Source organism: Corynebacterium evansiae, from assembly GCF_027570065.1.
GTDB lineage: Bacteria > Actinomycetota > Actinomycetes > Mycobacteriales > Mycobacteriaceae > Corynebacterium > Corynebacterium evansiae.
The window spans coordinates 32,615-50,543 of record NZ_JAKMUT010000004.1 but is presented as its reverse complement, the minus strand read 5'-3'; the positions used below and the strand labels follow the sequence as shown (position 1 = coordinate 50,543).

The following is a 17,929-nucleotide window of genomic DNA, read 5'->3' as shown; positions in this document are numbered from 1 at the left end:
AGACCGCTAAAGTATGAACTATGACGGCTGAACTCAATGATGCGACGCTGGCCCAGAGACTCGCGCAGGGCACCGGAGAGATCCTCAAAGGCGTAAGGAACGTAGGTCTGCTCCGCGGCACCGAGCTGGGCAAGGCCGGCGACGCGCTGGCGCAGGACTGGATCGCCCGCTCCCTCGTACAACACCGCCCGAACGATGCAATGCTCTCGGAAGAGGCAGAGGACGACCTTACACGCCTGGATAACTCGCGCGTGTGGATCATCGACCCGCTCGACGGAACCCGGGAGTACGCCGGCGGCCGCCAGGACTGGGCCGTGCACATTGCGCTGGTGGAGAACGGCAAGATCGTCGAGTCCGCCGTGGGGATGCCGGACCTGGGGCGCGTGTTCAGCAGTTCGGAGGTCCGCGCCGTCGAGGGCTCCCGCACGAACCGCCTGGTGATCAGCCAGAACACCACCCCGGCGATCGCTGAGTTCATCGCCGAGGATCTGGGCCTGGAGCTGGTAACCATGGGTTCCTGCGGGGCTAAAGCCGTCTCCGTAATCCTGGGCGATAACGATGCCTACGTCCACGCCGGTGGCCAGTACGAGTGGGACAACGCAGCCCCCGTCGGCATTGCCCAGGCCGCTGGCCTGCACACTTCCCGCCTGGATGGCACGGAACTGTGCTACAACTGCGAGTCGCCGTACCTGCCGGACCTGGTGATCTCCCGCCCCGACATGGCCGACGAGATCCTGGCCTCCGCCGCGAAGTTCCACGACAAGCACGGCGCTTATTCTCTGTAGCCCTCTCTAGCCCTGCTTCTAGCACTGCATGCTCCCTTTTTCCTTCTTGACGCCCCGCCCGGCCTCCCGCGCGCAGCTGGAGCCGGACGCGGACATTCCCGCCACGCTGCAGGGGCGCTACGTTATCGGCGCACCCGCCAATAATCCGCGGAAGGAGCTTACGGAGGAGCACCCCTGCCCCCTGGTGTTTATCCACGGCACGACGGATAACACTCTCCGCTGGCAGAAAGCCGCAACGTATTTCGCCGCCCAGGGTTATTCGGTGTGGGCTTTCAACTACGGCCAGCCGGAGGAGGGCCGCCCGGCGATCCCGGGTGTGTTTGCCGTGAACGACATCAACGAATCCGCCCTGGAGATCGCAGCGACGATTGATTACATCCTGGAGGTCACCGGCTCCAGCAAGGTGGATCTGGTGGGCCACTCCCAGGGCGGGCTGCACATTAAGAAGTACATTGCAGAGCACGGCGGGCAGGATACGGTGCGCCGCGCGGTGGGGGTGGCCGCGACGTATCACGGCACGACGATGACCGGGATGTCTTCGATCCTGCAGAACCTGGTGGACCGCAACCCGGAGTTCGCGGATCTGGTGGCGGGCAAGGCTGCGATTCAGCAGCTGAGTAGTTCGGATTTCATCAGTCGGCTCAACGAGCTGCCGGATACCCACCCGAACGTGATGTACACGAACATCTTCACTTCGAAGGATCTGACGGCCACGCCAAATTCCACGTCTCAGCTGGAGTCCATCGGCGGGGCGGATGTGGCCGACGCGGAGGTCGGCGAGGTCTGCGGGCTGCTGCTCCCGCCGGGGCATGCGTCGCTGCCGGAAAACGAGCACATCATTGGACTGATCGAGTGGGGTTTGACGCGCGAGCAGGGGGATCACACGCCCGTGCATTCTGGTTGTAACGGTGGACAGCGCTGGAAGTTAGGCTATCGTTTCTTCCATGAAAGCTAATTCTCTCGCACGGGGTCGGGTCCGCCGATCCATCCTCGCCGGCGCTGCAGCGTTGAGCGTTTCCCTCTCTGCCCTCTCTTCCCTCACCCCTTCTGCCCTAGCTGCTGATGCCGATGCTTCTAGCGCTATTCCGGACGCCGCAGTCCCCGCCGGTCTAGAAGGCAAGCATGTGGCCAAGGCGCCTGTGAACAATCCCACCTGTGTCCCCTCCCCGGAGCACCCGAACCCCGTCGTCTTCATCCACGGCACGTCCGATAACTCGACGCGCTGGCAGAAGGCCGCCAACGCTCTATCCAAGGAGGGCTTTTGCACGTGGGCCTTCAACTACGGCAAGCCGAACGACGGTAAGCCGAATTTGCTGGGACACTACGCGATGACGGACATCGACGATTCCGCCAAGGAAATCGCTTCTACCGTCGACTACATCCTGTCCGTGACGGGCGCGGAGAAGGTCGATCTGGTGGGGCATTCCCAGGGTGGGCTGCACTTGAAGAAGTACATCGCGGAGAACGGCGGCGGCGATAAGGTCGGCCGTGCCGTCGGCCTGGCCGCGACGTACCACGGCACCACGCTGGCCGGCATGGATAGGATGCTGCGCCCGATAGTCGAGCGGAACCCGAAGCTAGCCGAGTCCGCCGCGGGCAAGGCGGGCGTGCAACAGTTGGTGGGTTCGGAACTGATCGACCGCCTGAACCAGCTGCCGGATACAGACAAGCGCGTGCAGTACACCAACCTCTACTCCTCCGCCGATACCACCGCCACGCCGAACACGACCTCCATGTTGGAATCGATCGACGGCGCGGACGTGGCGAACGTGGAGGTAGGCGCTGCCTGCAAGCTCACCATTCCGCCGGGGCACGCGGCGATGCCCAAGCACGACCCAACCATTGGGCTGATCCTGTGGGGCCTGACCCGCAAGGCGGCCGACCACACGCCAACCGCCGAGCACTGCTCTAACCCGGCGCGCGGATCCGCTGGCGGATCCGCTTCTAGGACCACTGCCGGTTCCTAGATTCGGCATGTCCCCAACCAGGCTTGCCAGCCCCGCGGGTGCCGCCGCTTGGTTGCCGACGTAGACTAAGTGAGACTTTTGAACCTAAGGACCCACCAGCTTGAAAGGAAGGCGGCGAGCAGTGGCACCCCAGCAGCAGCCGAGTTCCATCCCCACCCCATACGAGGATCTTCTGCGGGAGATCCTCGAAACGGGCACTCCTAAGGGCGACCGCACCGGCACAGGCACCACCAGCCTGTTTGGCCGCCAGATCCGCTACGACCTCTCCGCAGGTTTCCCGCTGATCACTACCAAGTCGGTACATGTGAAGTCCGTGGTGGGTGAACTGCTGTGGTTCCTCCGCGGAGATTCCAACGTGCGCTGGCTACAGGAGAACGGTATTCGCATCTGGAACGAGTGGGCTGACGAGAACGGTGATCTAGGCCCGGTATACGGCGTGCAGTGGCGCAGCTGGCCGACTCCAAACGGCCAGCACATCGACCAGATCGCGGGAGCGTTGGAAACTCTGCAGACTAACCCGGACTCGCGCCGCAATATCGTGAGTGCCTGGAATGTCTCGGAACTGGACAACATGGCCCTGCCACCGTGTCACCTGCTGTTCCAGCTGTACGTGGCCAACGGCAAGCTGAGTTGCCAGCTGTACCAGCGCAGCGCGGACATGTTCCTGGGCGTGCCCTTCAACATCGCCAGCTACTCGCTGCTGACCCACATGTTCGCCCAGCAGGCGGGCCTGGAGGTCGGTGAGTTCATCTGGACCGGCGGTGATTGCCATATCTACGACAACCACGTGGAGCAGGTTAAGCTGCAGCTTTCCCGCGATCCCCGCCCTTACCCGCAGCTGCAGTTGAACAAGGCTGCGGACATGTTTTCTTACGACTTTTCCGATATCGAGTTCACCGGCTACGACCCGCACCCGGTGATCAAGGCAAAGGTGGCCGTATAAATGACTTCCAACAACCAACCCCATCGCCCCACCGGCTACGAGCCGGGCGACTACCCGGAGCTCACCGCCGCTGCGGTCAGCTACGCCCTAGAGGCCAAGGGGATCTCCCGAGATCAGGTGGAGATCGGCATGATCTGGGCGCAAACCACCGCCGGTGTGATCGGCGATGGCGCGGACATGCCCTGGTACCTGCCGGAGGACTTACAGCACTTTAAGAACGCCACCACCGGCTATCCCGTCGTCATGGGGCGCACCTCCTGGGAAGCACTCGACGATGGCTTCCGCCCGCTGCCGGGGCGCACGAACTATGTGATCACTAGGCAGGATGATTATGACGCCCCCGGTGGCATCATCGAGCCTTCTATCCCCAGCGCGCTGGCCAACGCCGCAGAGCAGATTCTCAACGAGTTGAAAGACAGCGCTAGCGCTGAGGGCACTGCAGACGAGCGCACCCCCACCGTATGGGTACTAGGTGGCGGCCAGGTGTACGCCCAGTGCATGCCCGTGGCTGATCGCATCGTCATCACGGAGATCGACATGGAGGCCCCCGAGCGCTTCCAGGTGTACGCACCTCTGGTTCCCACCGAAGAGTTCGAAGAGCACGCCGAGGAGTGGCAGGAATCGCTAAAGGGCCACCCGGTCGACCAAGAGGTCAATCCCGAGCAGCCCCTGCGTTACCGCTTCTGCACCTGGACGCGGCGCTAGTCAACTAGCTCCGCGCTCTAGCGCGTGGCCAGGTCCGCGCCGTAGCGCGCAGCTAACTACACGCTGTAGTACAGCTCGAACTCCTTCGGGCTTGGTCCCTGGCGCAGCGGCTGGATCTCCAGCTCGTACTTCAGGCGCACATAGGCCTGCAGGAAGTCCTCGTCGAAGACTCCCCCGGCGGTCAGGAAGTCGTGGTCTTCCTCCATGGCCGTCAGGGCGGCCTCCAGCGAGTGTGGCACCTTCGGAACCTTCTTCGCCTCCTCAGGCGGCAGCTCGTAGAGGTCCTTATCTGTCGGCTCGCCCGGCTCAATGCGGTTCAGAATGCCGTCCAGCCCCGCCATCAGCTGGGCTGCGAAGCCCAGGTAGGGGTTCGAGGACGGGTCCGGCGCACGGAACTCAATACGCTTGGCCGCAGGGCTATCGCCGGTCAGCGGAATGCGGATGGCGGCCGAGCGGTTGGACTGCGAATAGGCCAAGTTGACGGGTGCCTCGAAGCCGGAATATAGGCGTCGATAAGAGTTAACGGTGGGGTTCGTAAAGGCGAGCACCGCCGGGGCGTGGTGCAACAGACCACCGATGTAATAGCGCGCCATGTCGGAGAGCCCCGCATAGCCCGTCTCGTCGTAGAACAGCGGCTTGCCGTCCTTCCACAGCGACTGGTGGGCATGCATGCCACAACCGCCATCGCCGGCCAGCGGCTTCGGCATGAAGGTGGCGGTTTTGCGGTGCTGCTCGGCGGTGTTCTTCACCACGTACTTGAAAGTCTGCAGGTCGTCCGCGGCGGCCAGCAGGGTATCGAAGCGATAGTTGACCTCCTGGATGCCGCCGGTGGCGACCTCGTGGTGGAAGCGCTCGATCTCGAAGCCGACCTTCTCCAGGTTGTACGCAATATCGTCGCGCACCGGGATGGTCTTGTCGTACGGGGCGACTGGGAAGTAGCCGTCGTTGATGCGGATCTGGTTACCGCGGTTCGGCGAGCCGTCCATCATCGTCTCCTCGCCGGAGCGCCACCACCCCTCGTCCGAATCCACGCGGTGGAAGGACATGTTGGTGTCGGAGGCGTATTGGACGGAATCGAAGACGTAGAACTCCGCCTCCGCACCGATCGAGCAGGTGTCCGCCACGCCGGTTTCCTTCAGGTAGTTCTCCGCCTTGCGCGCGATGGTGCGCGGGTCGCGGCGGTACGGCTGGCGAGTCAGCGGATCTTGCACGAAGAACTGCATGTTCAGCGTGGGGTGCTCGCGAAACGGATCCACGTAGGCGGTCGTCGGATCCGGGATCAGCGCCATGTCCGACTTATCCACGGTGGAGAAGCCGGGGATGGAGGAGCCGTCGAAGGCGAAGCCGTCCTCCGCCGCCTTGGGAGTTAGCTCGCGCGCCGGGACAGTCAGCCCATGTTCCAGGCCGAACATGTTGGTAAAGCGAATGTCCAGGTAGCGAATGTTTTCCGACTTAATGAAGTCGATGACCTGGTCGATGTTTTTGAACTCCATGGTTCGTTCAGGCTCCTAGGTTAGCTCCGGGGTGTCCCAGAGATTCAGTTTGGTGCCGATGCCCTTCTCCAGGGCGTTTTCGTACACCTCGGTGGCCCAGGAAACGTCCTCAACGGGCATGCCGCCGATGGAGTAGAAGAAGATCTGCTCGTCGTTCTCGCGGCCTGGAGCCTTACCCGCGGCGATGGCACCGATGTTGTGCAGCTTCTCCTTCGGCAGGGTGCCCTCCTCGACCATGTCCCACCAACGGTTGCCGGGGATGCCCAGCAGGCGCTCGTAGGTGACGTCCGGGCCGTTTTCCTGGAACCATTCCTTGTACAGGCCGTCGTAGTCCAGCACCAGGTTGGATTCGTCGGACTTGATGAAGTCGTCGTCGAAGCGGGCCGCTGCGGGGCACAGCACCAGCGCGCCGGGCTTGAGCCACTCGCGCTTGAAGTACGGGAAGGCCTGCGGGCCGTCCGGGGAGGTGGAGGTGCCGGCGATCAGGATGTCGCTGCCCTCGATGGCCTCCTGCTCGCTGTCGACGACCTGCACGTCCAGGTCCTCGAAGCGGTCGCGGATCCACTGTGCTGCCTTTTCGGTGGAACCGGCGCTGCGGCCCTTGATCTTTACGGTCTTGATGCTGGGGCGCTGGGTGATGGAAGAGGCCAGGATGGTGCGGGACATGACGCCCGGTCCGATGATGCCTACGGTCTCTGCGTTCTCTACGGCGAGGTGCTTGACGCCCACAGCCGGAACCGCACCAGTGCGGTACGCGGACAGCAGATTGGCCGACATGATGGCCTTCGGGGCGCCAGTGACGGCATCGTTGAGGACGAACACGTGGATGGAGCGCGGCAGGCCGTTGGCGCGGTTCTCCGCGTTGGAGCCGTACCACTTCACGCCGGCGCCCTTGAACCGGCCGCCAAGGTAGGCGGGCATAGCCATGAAGCGACGGTCGGGGCCGTTGGCGGGCATGCCCTCGTGCTCGGGGTTGTCGGGGAAGTTGACCTGGGCGCCGTGGGAGTTGCCGGAAGCGCCGGCCATGCGGTAGTCGCCCTTATCCAGAAGGATCAGGGTTTCCTCCATGACGTCGACGCAGCGAGCAGAGTCCGTCACCCCCGCTTCAATCATGTCGGGCTCGGAAAGCCACAGGAAGTCGATGCTGGTGTCGGTGGAGCCGGTGGACTGGGTCATCGGCGAAATCTCTCCTCGAAGAATATCGATTAGTTGGATCTGAAATTTTCTCGATCAAAAAATGCGCTGGGTGCTAGCCGCAAGCGCTGTACGCTCCGATTTTCGGAAACCGATACATCTTCAACGATACAAACCTGCGCGAATATTTTAATGAAACAACGTTTTCAATACGGTCGCGCAAACCTATGAGTCCGGCAAACCCCCTGGGCTTCATATAAATAATTAAGCAAATCATTCGCCTGGCTTCCTACCCCCACATGGGTGTTTGGGCAGAAAAATCAGTCGACTACGCAGCCGCGGTAGTCACCTCCGATAGATGGAACACCAGCGGACGCGGCCTATCGAGCCCCGCGCCCACGCGGCGCAGCTGCGCAGGATCGGTGGGGTCCACGCTGCAGGTGGTCAAGTGTTCCGTGCGAAGACTTGGTTCCACAGCACGAGCGGTCGGAGGGCATGAGCTACGAGAATCAATCAATGGCATGCCACAAAGTCGTCGCAGTTAGCCCTCAGACGTTTTCCGCCCCATGATCAGTATCGTCGAAATCCACCAGTAAGAAGCCTGTTAGAACCAAGAACTCGCTGACGATAATGAAAGCCCACGACTCTCGCCAGCCGAAAACCTTGTGCGACACCCCCGAAGAATCCTCCACGTCAATACGCACTGGAATCTTCCAAAGAACGTAGAGCCCGCCGGCGAATACAAACGAGAGGGGGATGGTCACGAGCATGTACCACCCAAGAGCATCGAAGAGCATGCGCCCCAACCCGAGGAACGCCGCCGACCCGAGGGCCATCACTAGAGCTAGGAAGGTGTCTAACTGAAACCCTTTCAGATTCATACCCACCGAGCTTAAATAAATTCCGCACCCCTTAGGGGTGAAAAACAAAAACGGGGCAGTCTAGTAATCCCTAGCCCAGCCACTCCACAACTGGCCCAGCTGAGCTTCCTCTCGCCATTTCTGAGCATTCCTCACACTGCCTCTGCCCGAAATGGGATGGTTCCGTCAAGACAAAAGTTTCTTGATGCCCTCGGAGAGGATTTCTTGTGGGCTAATGTAGTGCGCCGCGTGGAGGCGCGCATAAGTTGGGGCTTGTTCGGGGTCGATGGCAACACGCTTTTCGTCGGGCGCCATGGGGGCCGTCAGGGCGGCGCCGATCACTAGGTTTGATAGCCGGTAGGCAGTTCCCAACGGATCCGGGACGCCCTCTCGTTCAAGCAGGACACACATGCGCTCAGAAAGCGCCAGGTAAGCAGGGCCTCTGGGGGCGCGCATGCCGATGACTTGACCGGCCCACCGGTGGGTCGTGAGGTGTGTAAAGAAAGCCTGCATCAGGGTGGGCAGGTCGGCGTTGTTGATCGACTCGGACATCACGGGATCGTCTGCAAGCACTACATCGAGAGCAAGGTCGAACAAGTCGTCAACCGACTCCACGCGGGAGTACAGGCTGGCTGGGGCGACGCCCACCTGTTGCGCCACAGCCCTCATAGTGAGCGCCTTCAAACCACCTTCGTCCAACAGTCTGCCCGATGCTCTTGCAACTTCCGCAATATCCACGGCGCGATGGCGTTGCACCGGTTTCCGATGTTCCCAGTAGCTCACCCCACCAGCCTAACCAAACATACTTGAACCACCTATCCAAACTATGTTAGTTTTGAGCGCATGCTGGATGCCGCCAACCTTCCGATCACCTTTGAGAACACTCGCCTACGCCCTCTCGCCGAACTGGACGCAGACGCGTATGCAGCAGGCACAAAAGACGAAGGTGTGCGGCGCTTCGCTCACCTGCCTGAACCTGATTACACCCCCGAGTCCGTGCGACGGATGATCTGTGACGAGGTCGCGACGGGCCTCTCGTCCGGCACGTTGGCAGTCCTCGCACTTGCTGACGCCGAAACCAACCGGTTCGTCGGCTCCATGGTTATCTTTGACGTTAGCTCCGATGCTGCCGAGGTCGGGTTCTGGATTCATCCCGGTGCGCGAGGGGAAGGACATGCCCGTCGGGGCTTGGAGCTGGCATCACGCTTCGCGCGCACCAGTGGACTTAAAACCTTGACGGCACGCACACTTCCGGAAAACAAGGCCTCCCAGCACTGCTTGACGACGGCGGGGTTCCACGAGACCGGCCGAGGCGTAGGGACCACGCCCGCAGGGCAGCGCGAGGAGTTGTTCCACTACCAGCGCGATCTCGTGACCGTCGCCCAATGGCCGTTGGTGACAGAACGACTTCGACTCCGTCTGCATGAGACAGACGATGTCGCATGGCTTCACGAGCTGTACTCGCAACCTGGCGTTGCTCGTTACCTGTTGGACGAGCCATGGACTGTGGAAGTTACCCGTGACAAGCTCGTGGAGCGGCTATCAAAAACTGACCTTGATGGTGAGGCTGCTGCACTTGCGCTAGTCATCGAGCATGACGGCACCCCCATAGGAGACGTCGCACTGTGGCTTACAGACAAGGAGCACCGTCAGGGCGAGATCGGGTGGGTTTTGAACCCGGCACACGGTGGGCAAGGATTCGCAAGCGAAGCCGTTCGCGCGGTACTTGCCCTCGGGTTTGACCATTACCATCTCCACCGCATCACCGCGCAGATGGATGCCCGCAATAGCGCCTCCGCGGCACTTGCTAACCGCGTTGGACTCCGGCTCGAAGCGCATCACGTCCAGGACTGGTTCAGCAAGGGCGAATGGACCGACACCCTTATCTACGCGCGACTCGCCTCCGAGACCATTAGCCAATAAATGGTGTCTGATTTGAAATGAGCAGCAGCTGGACGCTATTAGCGGCTAGAGAACTCTAGTTGCGTTTTCGGGCACAGGTCTCGGACGACAGTCCGCGCATAACAGGAAATGCCTCGCCTACTTTTGTAGGAAGAGGCATTGTTTCATGCTTTCGGGGGTTGTTTGAACAATCAAATCTAATTCTTCGAAACCCCGAAAAGCGCCCCAGAGAGGAATCGAACCTCCGACACCGGCTTTAGGAGAGCCGTGCTCTATCCACTGAGCTACTAGGGCAATCGCACGGAATCCGTGCGAGGTACATAATACAAGCCCACGAACGCTCCCCGTTAACCAGCCCTTTTGGTCACCGCACCCCAGTGCCTCAGCGCACCGGAACGTGTGGGCGTCCATACCAAAGAACCCCCACACCGCACCCGCGGCAAGGCTACGATTAACAAGTATGGGCGAAGCAGTGTCTAAAGATACCTACACACCGAAACAACGCACCCGCTTCCGCGAGCGCCTCAACGCCGAGCTGGAGGTCTTCGACAAGCACCTGCAGAACGCAGATTTCATCAGCCAGGGCACCATCGGCCTGGAACTCGAAATGAACCTCGTTGGCGACGACATGCAGCCCAAGCGCTGCAACGTCGGCGTGCTGGAAAAGCTGGAGGAAACCCACCCGGGCGAATACCAGTCCGAGATCGGTTCCTTCAACGTGGAGATGAACCATCCCCCGCTGGCCATCACCGGTCGCGGGCTGGAACAGCTGCAGGAAGGCCTCGACGAGCGTCTGCGCGCGGTGCAGAAGGCCGCCAAAGAACTCGGCTCCCACGCCGTGATGATCGGCACGCTGCCTACCCTGACCACCGACTTCCTCAGCGATCCTGCCTGGATCACCGACGAAAACCGCTACAAGGCTCTCAACAACGCCATCCTCGAATCCCGCGGCGAGCTGGTCCGCATCGAACTCGAAGGCGCCCTGCCCGGTCGGGTGCTCGGCACCGTCGATTCCTATAGGCACGACTTCGAGGACATCGCGCCGGAATCCGCTTGCACCTCCATGCAGCTGCACCTGCAGATCGCGCCGAACCTCTTCGCCAACGCCTGGAACGCCTCCCAAGCCATCGCGGGTGTGCAGGCAGCACTCAGCGCCAACTCGCCGCTATTCGTCGGCCACAAACTCTGGCACGAATCACGCATCCCCGTCTTCGAGCAGGCCATCGACACGCGCACGGCGGAGCTCGTCAACCAGGGTGTGCGCCCGCGTGTATGGTTCGGCGAGCGGTGGATCACCAGCGTGTTCGACCTCTTCGAGGAAAACGCCCGCTACTTCTCCCCTCTCCTACCGGAGGATCGCCTGGAGGCCGGCACCCCCATCATGTCCGGCGAGAGCCCCGGGCTGCATTACATGAACCTGCACAACGGCACGATCTGGCGCTGGAACCGCCCGATCTACGACCCGAACCTGGAGCTCTCCCACATCCGCGTCGAAAACCGCCTGCTACCCGCCGGCCCCACCACCGCCGACATCGTCGCGGACGCCGCTTTCTACTACGGGCTCGTCAAGTTCTTGGGCACGCAAAATCGCCCCGTGTGGTCGCGGCTTTCCTTTGAGGACGCCCACAGTAACTTCCTCGCCGGCGCCCGCGAAGGGCTACGCGCCAGCATGCGCTGGCCGCGTGTAGGGACAGTGCCCGTCCGACGGCTGATTACCGAGCACCTACTCGACCAAGCCCGCGAGGGATTGGGCTTGCTGGACGTGGATTCCGAACTAATCGACACATACCTGGGGATCATCGAAGGCCGCGCCCGCAGCGGACAAAATGGTGCAACGTGGCAGCTGGATACTTTGAACCGGCTGGCTCCGAATAGCGAGCCGGATTCCCCAGAGCGCGCCGAGGCGCTGGCCACCATGATGCAGCGCTACCTCGCTAACCAGGCCAGCGGCCAGCCTGTGCACACCTGGTCGGTGGAAGGCCGCGGCTAGAACAGCTGGGATTTAGCGGCCCCTGAACTGAGGCGCGCGTTTCTCGGCACGGGCCCGGCGCGCCTCCTGCACGTCGTCGCTGGCCCAGATGTCCACCATCATCTGCTGCAGCTCCGCATCCGCGCGCATGTCCGGGCTGTTGAACACGCGCTTCGAATGCTCCATAGAAAGCGGAGCCTGGCGCGCCACCCGATGCGCGAGGACAGTGGCATTCGGGGTGGCGTCATCAAGAACCACAGAAAAACCCGTTGCCCGGGCTTGTTCGGCACCTACCCGGACGCCCGCCAAGAACACGTTGCGGGCCAACGCGCCGCCCATCAGCTCGCGGGCTCGAGCGTGGGTCCACAGGTCCAGGGCGAAACCGTGCTCGGCGACAGGCACCCAGCAGGCCCCCTCGTCGGCAAATACGCGCAGGTCACAGGCCAAAGCAATCTGGCAGCCCGCGCCGACCGCCGGGCCGTGAATATCGGCGATCACCGGCACCGGGGTGATCTGGATGGCCGAGAGCATGTCCTCCATGGCCGACCAGAAATCATCGGCGTACACGCCACCCGAAAGGTCCGCCCCGGCGCAGAAAACGGGACCCTCGCCGCGGATCAAGATGGCACGCACCCCGGCGGCAGTGTGGGCGCGGACGGCCTCGGCGACGGCGGTGGCGATGGCGGCGTTGAGGGCGTTGCGCTTCTCCGGTCGGTTTAGGCTGATCACGCCGACTTGCAGGGTAACGTCCTCGAGCGCGGGAGAACCCGGGGTTGCGGAACCGCCGGCATTGCTTGCAATGTCTGCCCCAACGGTCTCTAGATGAGTGATGACGTGCCCTGCGCTCATGGCTAGCAATGTACCGCAGGGGCGGTGCCATACGCGGGTGTTTCGCGGTAACCCGCGCGGAGTCTCCCTAGCCCTCCAGGCCAGCGTGGAAAGTCAGCGGGTCGCCGCCGATGCGGCCATCCTCCACGTCCAGAGCCTCGATGGCGGAGACCTCGTCGGCGGAAAGCTCAAAGCCGAAGACGTCGAAGTTCTGGCGCACGCGCTCCACCTTGGAGGAACGCGGGATAACCACGTCGCCACGCTGGATGTGCCAGCGGATGATGGCCTGTGCCACGCTCACGCCGTGCTCGGCGGCGATCTTGGCGATGGTCGGGTCGGTCAGGTTCTGCCCCTGCCCCAGCGGCGACCACGCCTCGGTGACGATCCCGCGGTCGCGGTTGTCCGCGCGCTGTTCGGCCTGGCTAAAGCCCGGGTGGATCTCGATTTGGTTCACGGCCGGGGTGTGGCCCGCCTGCTTCAGGGCATCCAGCGCCTCGGGGTAGAAGTTGCACACGCCGATGCTGGTCGCGCCGCCGGACTGCTGGATCTCCGCCATAGAGTCGTAGGCCTGCACGAACGTATCGGCCTGCGGGCATGGCCAGTGCAGCAGGTACAGATCCACATAATCCATCCCCAGCTTCTTCTGGGATTCCGCGAATGCTTCCCTACCGCGCGCCTGGTCGGCGTTCCAGAGCTTGGTGGTGACGAACAGCTCCTCGCGCTGCACGTCTCCGGCCTTCACCGCGTCGGCTACGGCGCGCCCCACGGCCTCCTCGTTGCCGTAGATCGCGGCGGTATCAATGTGGCGGTAGCCGGTCTCGATCGCGGCGCGTACCGAAGTGTATGTGTCCTCATCGCTCAACTGCCACACGCCCAGCCCCAGCTGCGGAATGGTCTTGCCGTCGTTCATTTCAAGGGTCGCTACTGCATCGTTCTTTTCGCTCATGGACTCTTTTGTACGCCACTTGCGCCATTCCCGCGACGGCACTGGTACAGGCTTTATCGCCAACCTAATGCTTTCGCATGTGAGACAATGTGCGGGATCCTTCTTTTTCGATTAAGGGTTCAAACCAAGAAAATCCACGCAAAATCCACAAGGGATATATGGAAGCTCTCTATATCAATAACCTCAATAAGAGTTACGGGGACCACCAAGTCCTCCACGACATGACGCTTCAGGTACAACCTGGTGAGATGTACGGTTTCGTCGGCTCCAACGGTGCGGGCAAGTCCACCACGATGCGCATCGCGCTGGGAGTACTCGCGGCGGACAGCGGCGAGGTACGCCTAGGTGATAAGCCGATCGACGATGACCTGCGTCGTCGCATTGGCTACATGCCGGAAGAGCGCGGCCTGTACGCGAAGGAAAAGATCGGTGACCAGCTGCGCTTTTTCGCCCGCCTCCACGGCCTGAGCGACAAAGCCGCCGGGAAGAATGCGGACGGCCTACTAGAGCAGCTCGGCCTGGCCGAGCGCTCGGACGACAAGCTGGAGGAGCTGTCGCTGGGTAACCAGCAGCGCGTCCAGCTGGCGGCCTCGCTGATCCACGACCCGGAACTACTGATCCTGGACGAGCCTTTCTCCGGCCTGGATCCCGTGGCCGTGAACGTCATGAGCGACCTGCTTGTCGAGCGCTGCAACGCAGGCGTGCCGGTGCTGTTCAGCTCCCACCAGCTGGATCTGGTGCAGCGCCTGTGCGACCGCGTGGGCATCATCGCCAAGGGGCGCATGAAGGCCGAGGGCACCGTCGACGAGCTGCGTACCCGCGGCCCCATCGTCTACGAGGTGCGCACTCCAGCGCGCGACTGGTACCCCCAGGGCACGCGCCTGGTCGAGGACTTCGGCGAGGGCGTGCTGCTCGAGGCCGAAACCACGGACCTGGATCAGCAGATCCTGCAGGCTGCGCTGGCTGTCGGCCCGGTCCACTCGTTCTCCCGCCGTATCCCGCACCTTGCAGAGCTCTTCCAGGAGGTCGTCGAATCATGAGTTATTCTTCCCCGAACACCATCGCCACCGTCGCCAAGCGCGAGATCCAGGTGGCCTCCCGCAGCAAGGCGATCATGTTCTCCTTGATTGTCGTCATCGCCGTCATGCTCATCGGCGTGTTTGCCGGCGCATGGTTCGCCAACAAGGACGACGACAACGAAACCCCGAAGCTCGGCCTTGTGGGGATTGAGAAGGAGTTTATTGACGCCGCCCCAGCCTCCACCGAAGGTGCCTCAGAGGGGACTGAAGGTTCCGGTGGCGTGGAGGCGGAAACCGTGGCCTCCCGCGATGAGGCTTCCTCTAAGGTGACTGACGAGGACCTCGATGCAGCCCTGGTGAAAACTGATTCGGGCTACGAATTGCTCGCGGAAGGAAAGCCCGACCCCGCGATCCTCAGCACTGTTAGCGCTGCGATCAATGCGCACGCGCAATCCGAAGCGCTAAACAAGGTGGGAGTTTCCCCCGAGGAGTTCGCCGACGCCACGCCCTCCGTGCAGCTGGAGACCGTGGACTTGAAGGCAGATGACGCGATGGAGGCCAACGGGCCGCAGATTGTCACCGCCATGGTCGGCGTGATGCTGATGGCCTACTTCATCATCCTCTTCGCCGCGAACGTCGGCGGGCGCATCACGGAGGAGAAGTCCTCGCGCGTGGTGGAGATCATCCTGGCTTCCGCCCGCCCGATGGATTTCCTGGCTGGCAAGATCATCGGCAACACTATCTTCGGTTTCATCGGCACCGCAATCATCCTGGTCATCGGCGCGGTTGCAGTTTCCGTCTCCGGGCTGTTGGGGGACGTGGACTTCGACTACACAGTGGTGGCTCTGATGCTGCTGGCCTTCTGCATCGGCATGCTGTTCTTCGGCAGCCTGTACGCGGCAGCGGGCTCTCTAGTTTCCCGTACGGAGGATCTGCAGTCCACCCAGGCTCCGATCCTGCTGTTCATTATGGGTATGACCTACGCCCCACTGTTCGGCCTCAGCAACATGGAATCGACGTTTATGCAGGTGCTGGGCTGGGTGCCGCCGTTTAGCCTGACGGTCGCCCCGATGAACATGGCGGCGGGCACAATGAGCCTGCCGCAGGTTCTGCTGAGCTTCCTGGTTGCCGCCATCACGACGGTTCTGGTGATTCTGCTGGTAGCCCGCGTCTACCGCAATTCCATCCTGAACAACGGCAAGAAGATGAGCTGGGCCAAGGCGCTGAAGGGTGCCTAATCGCCCAAGTTCACGGCGATCAGGCGCCCTAGTTTAAGGCGATCGGGCGCCTTAGTTCACGGCGATCAGGTCAATAATAAAGACCAGCGTACGGCCAGATAGTTGATGTCCCATGCCGGCCGGGCCGTACGCCTTCTCCGGGGGAATAGTCAGCTTGCGGCGACCACCGGCGCGCATGCCCGGGATGCCCTCCTGCCAGCCCTCGATCAGGCCGGAGAGGGGGAACTCGATGGACTCACCGCGATCCCAGGAAGAGTCGAACTCCTCGCCGGTCTCGAAGTCCACGCCCACGTAGTGCACCTCAACCATGCCGCCCGGCACGGCCTCTGCACCCTCGCCGACCACCAAATCTTCAATCACCAGGTCCTGCGGGGCGGGGCCATTCGAGAGGTCGATCTGCGGTTTGCTCATGGGAAGTCTCCTTTGAAAACTGATAGCTTCTCGAACCCCCACCCTAGCAAAACGCGAAACACCCCCTTGGGGGCATACGCATTGCGTAGCCAGCCCAAGGGGGCGTCACCAAAAAGGGTTTAGAGCTTGCGCGCACCCTCGCCGGTGTAGATCTGGCGCGGACGGTTGATCTTCGCGGTCGGATCGTTGACCTGCTCCAGGTAGTGAGCGATCCAGCCCGGCAGGCGGCCCATGGCGAACAGGACGGTGAAGAAGTCCGTCGGGAAGCCCATGGCGCGGTAGATCAGGCCAGTGTAGAAGTCAACGTTCGGGTAGAGCTTGCGGGAGATGAAGTAATCATCAGCCAGCGCGATCTCTTCCAGCTTCATAGCCAGATCCAGCAGGTGGTCGCCACCCAGGTGATCCAGGATCTCGTGAGCGGACTCCTTGACGATGGCCGCGCGCGGATCGTAGTTCTTGTACACGCGGTGGCCGAAGCCCATCAGCTTAACGCCCGGCTCCTTGTTCTTCACGCGGTTCATGAAGTCGGTAGCGTCGCCACCGTTAGCGTGGATCTCCTCCAGCATCTCCAGAACGGCCTGGTTAGCACCACCGTGCAGCGGGCCGGACAGTGCGTTGATGCCTGCGGCGATGGAAACGAACATGTTGGCCTGGGAAGAACCAACCATGCGGACGGTGGAGGTGGAGCAGTTCTGCTCGTGGTCAGCGTGCAGGATCAGCAGCTTGTCCAGAGCCTTGGTGACCACCGGGTCGTCCTCGAAAGGCTCGGTCGGGTAGCCGAACATCTGGCGCAGGAAGTTCTGGCGCGCGTTCATGGAGTTATCCGGGTACATGTACGGCTTGCCCTTGGAAGCGCGGTAAGCGTAAGCAGCCAGCATCGGCACCTTCGCCATCAGGCGGTAGGTGTTCAGCTTCTGGTGATCCGGATTCAGCGGATCCAGGGAGTCCTGGTAGTAGGTGGACAGAATGTTCAGGGAGGAAGCCAGAACGCTCATCGGGTGAGCGTCGCGCGGGAACACGCGGAACTGTGCCTTGAAGTCCTCATCCAGCAGGGTGTGGTTGCGGATGTTGGTGTTGAACTCCTCTGCCTGCTCCTTGTTCGGCAGTTCACCGTTGATCAGCAGGTAGGAAACCTCGTTGAAGGTTGCGTTGTTAGCCAGGTCGGCGATGTCGTAGCCGCGGTAACGCAGGATGCCGTTTGCACCGTCGATGTAGGTGATAGCGGACTTGGTGGAACCGGTGTTCACGTAGCCGGGATCCAGGGTGGTCAAGCCGGTTTCTGCCAGCATCTTACCCAGTGCAACACCGTCGTTACCTTCGGTGGCGTGGACAATGTCCATCTCGTACTCTCCACCTGGGTAGTGGAGAACGGCCTTGTCCTGATTATCAGTAGCCATTGACATCCCTTTCTGAAATGTTCACGTGCCTGCCCGCAGCGAATGTTGTAGCGATTACTTTTGGTAGAAGCTTGCGCCGGCACCGATGGAGCGGAACACAGATTCACGGTTTCATTTGTAAATTGTAGCCGCTTTAGGGCTTCCCCGTATGGCGTTACTTGCATAGTTAGGCCCACGGGGGGATACGGCACACTGTAGTGCCTATGTGACGCGCATGACAGACTGCCTAGCTTAAGCGGGGGTAAAACACAGTCTCACCACCCGCGATTCTTATATTTTTGACACCTTTAGGCCAAGCGGTCCGCGCGAGGGTCTACCCTATAAAGTCAAGC

Annotated in this window: 17 protein-coding genes and 1 tRNA gene; 9 read left to right on the top strand and 9 right to left on the bottom strand. The window is 61.8% G+C overall.

Annotated elements, in window-relative coordinates:
- The first annotated feature begins 20 nt into the window (after positions 1-20).
- From L8V00_RS05430 to L8V00_RS05410, 5 genes are all read left to right on the top strand, one after another.
- Positions 21-785 carry a 3'(2'),5'-bisphosphate nucleotidase CysQ gene (locus tag L8V00_RS05430; RefSeq protein ID WP_035005077.1) on the top strand — a complete coding sequence of 255 codons (765 nt, stop codon included), beginning with the start codon at positions 21-23 and terminating at the stop codon, positions 783-785.
- 28 nt (positions 786-813) lie between these two features.
- The gene (locus tag L8V00_RS05425; RefSeq protein WP_269944437.1) at positions 814-1,740 is read left to right on the top strand and encodes an alpha/beta fold hydrolase; all 927 of its coding nucleotides are present in this window, start codon (positions 814-816) and stop codon (positions 1,738-1,740) included.
- Positions 1,730-2,752, top strand: coding sequence for an esterase/lipase family protein (locus L8V00_RS05420; protein ID WP_269944436.1), 1,023 nt, complete (start codon positions 1,730-1,732; stop codon positions 2,750-2,752). The genes L8V00_RS05425 and L8V00_RS05420 overlap by 11 nt, the downstream gene beginning before the upstream one ends.
- 121 nt (positions 2,753-2,873) lie before the next feature.
- Positions 2,874-3,695, top strand: a complete 822-nt coding sequence (locus tag L8V00_RS05415) for a thymidylate synthase (RefSeq protein WP_269944435.1) — start codon at positions 2,874-2,876, stop codon at positions 3,693-3,695.
- Positions 3,696-4,400, top strand: coding sequence for a dihydrofolate reductase (locus L8V00_RS05410; RefSeq protein WP_269944434.1), 705 nt, complete (start codon positions 3,696-3,698; stop codon positions 4,398-4,400).
- Between the two features lie 56 nt (positions 4,401-4,456).
- Here the strand turns inward: L8V00_RS05410 and glnA are convergent, their stop codons facing one another.
- From glnA to L8V00_RS05390, 4 genes are all read right to left on the bottom strand, one after another.
- Entirely contained in the window at positions 4,457-5,893 is a 1,437-nt protein-coding gene (glnA, locus tag L8V00_RS05405) for a type I glutamate--ammonia ligase (protein WP_035005088.1), read from the bottom strand.
- 15 nt (positions 5,894-5,908) lie between these two features.
- Positions 5,909-7,069: an ornithine cyclodeaminase family protein gene (locus L8V00_RS05400; RefSeq protein WP_269944433.1), complete on the bottom strand. Its 1,161-nt coding sequence runs from the start codon at positions 7,067-7,069 to the stop codon at positions 5,909-5,911.
- Positions 7,070-7,575: 506 nt separating this feature from the next.
- The gene (locus L8V00_RS05395) at positions 7,576-7,908 is read right to left on the bottom strand and encodes a hypothetical protein (RefSeq protein ID WP_269944432.1); all 333 of its coding nucleotides are present in this window, start codon (positions 7,906-7,908) and stop codon (positions 7,576-7,578) included.
- 165 nt (positions 7,909-8,073) lie between these two features.
- Positions 8,074-8,625: a TetR/AcrR family transcriptional regulator gene (locus tag L8V00_RS05390; RefSeq protein WP_269944524.1), complete on the bottom strand. Its 552-nt coding sequence runs from the start codon at positions 8,623-8,625 to the stop codon at positions 8,074-8,076.
- A 105-nt stretch (positions 8,626-8,730) separates the two neighbouring features.
- Between L8V00_RS05390 and L8V00_RS05385 the strand changes: the two genes are divergently transcribed.
- Positions 8,731-9,810: a GNAT family N-acetyltransferase gene (locus L8V00_RS05385; protein ID WP_269944431.1), complete on the top strand. Its 1,080-nt coding sequence runs from the start codon at positions 8,731-8,733 to the stop codon at positions 9,808-9,810.
- Between the two features lie 200 nt (positions 9,811-10,010).
- Here the strand turns inward: L8V00_RS05385 and L8V00_RS05380 are convergent.
- Positions 10,011-10,083 (bottom strand) — tRNA-Arg (locus tag L8V00_RS05380).
- A gap of 166 nt (positions 10,084-10,249) precedes the next feature.
- Here L8V00_RS05380 and L8V00_RS05375 point away from each other — a divergent pair.
- The gene (locus L8V00_RS05375) at positions 10,250-11,779 is read left to right on the top strand and encodes a glutamate-cysteine ligase family protein (protein WP_269944430.1); all 1,530 of its coding nucleotides are present in this window, start codon (positions 10,250-10,252) and stop codon (positions 11,777-11,779) included.
- Positions 11,780-11,791: 12 nt separating this feature from the next.
- Here L8V00_RS05375 and L8V00_RS05370 read toward each other — a convergent pair whose 3' ends face one another.
- Together L8V00_RS05370 and L8V00_RS05365 are read right to left on the bottom strand one after the other, a co-directional pair.
- The gene (locus tag L8V00_RS05370) at positions 11,792-12,607 is read right to left on the bottom strand and encodes an enoyl-CoA hydratase (RefSeq protein ID WP_269944429.1); all 816 of its coding nucleotides are present in this window, start codon (positions 12,605-12,607) and stop codon (positions 11,792-11,794) included.
- A gap of 67 nt (positions 12,608-12,674) precedes the next feature.
- On the bottom strand, positions 12,675-13,532 hold the full coding sequence (locus L8V00_RS05365; protein ID WP_269944428.1) for an aldo/keto reductase: 858 nt from the start codon (positions 13,530-13,532) through the stop codon (positions 12,675-12,677).
- 158 nt (positions 13,533-13,690) lie between these two features.
- Here L8V00_RS05365 and L8V00_RS05360 point away from each other — a divergent pair, with 158 nt between their 5' ends.
- Both L8V00_RS05360 and L8V00_RS05355 read left to right on the top strand, forming a co-directional pair.
- Positions 13,691-14,572: an ABC transporter ATP-binding protein gene (locus L8V00_RS05360; protein ID WP_269944427.1), complete on the top strand. Its 882-nt coding sequence runs from the start codon at positions 13,691-13,693 to the stop codon at positions 14,570-14,572.
- The gene (locus L8V00_RS05355) at positions 14,569-15,789 is read left to right on the top strand and encodes an ABC transporter permease (protein ID WP_239202097.1); all 1,221 of its coding nucleotides are present in this window, start codon (positions 14,569-14,571) and stop codon (positions 15,787-15,789) included. Before L8V00_RS05360 ends, L8V00_RS05355 begins: the two co-directional genes overlap by 4 nt.
- 51 nt (positions 15,790-15,840) lie before the next feature.
- On the opposite strand, the gene L8V00_RS05350 is transcribed toward L8V00_RS05355, so the two are convergent.
- Together L8V00_RS05350 and L8V00_RS05345 are read right to left on the bottom strand one after the other, a co-directional pair.
- Positions 15,841-16,200: an FKBP-type peptidyl-prolyl cis-trans isomerase gene (locus tag L8V00_RS05350; RefSeq protein ID WP_035005105.1), complete on the bottom strand. Its 360-nt coding sequence runs from the start codon at positions 16,198-16,200 to the stop codon at positions 15,841-15,843.
- A gap of 119 nt (positions 16,201-16,319) precedes the next feature.
- Positions 16,320-17,597 (bottom strand): citrate synthase, encoded by a 1,278-nt coding sequence (locus L8V00_RS05345; RefSeq protein ID WP_034987007.1) that lies wholly within the window; start codon positions 17,595-17,597, stop codon positions 16,320-16,322.
- Positions 17,598-17,929: the final 332 nt, after the last annotated feature.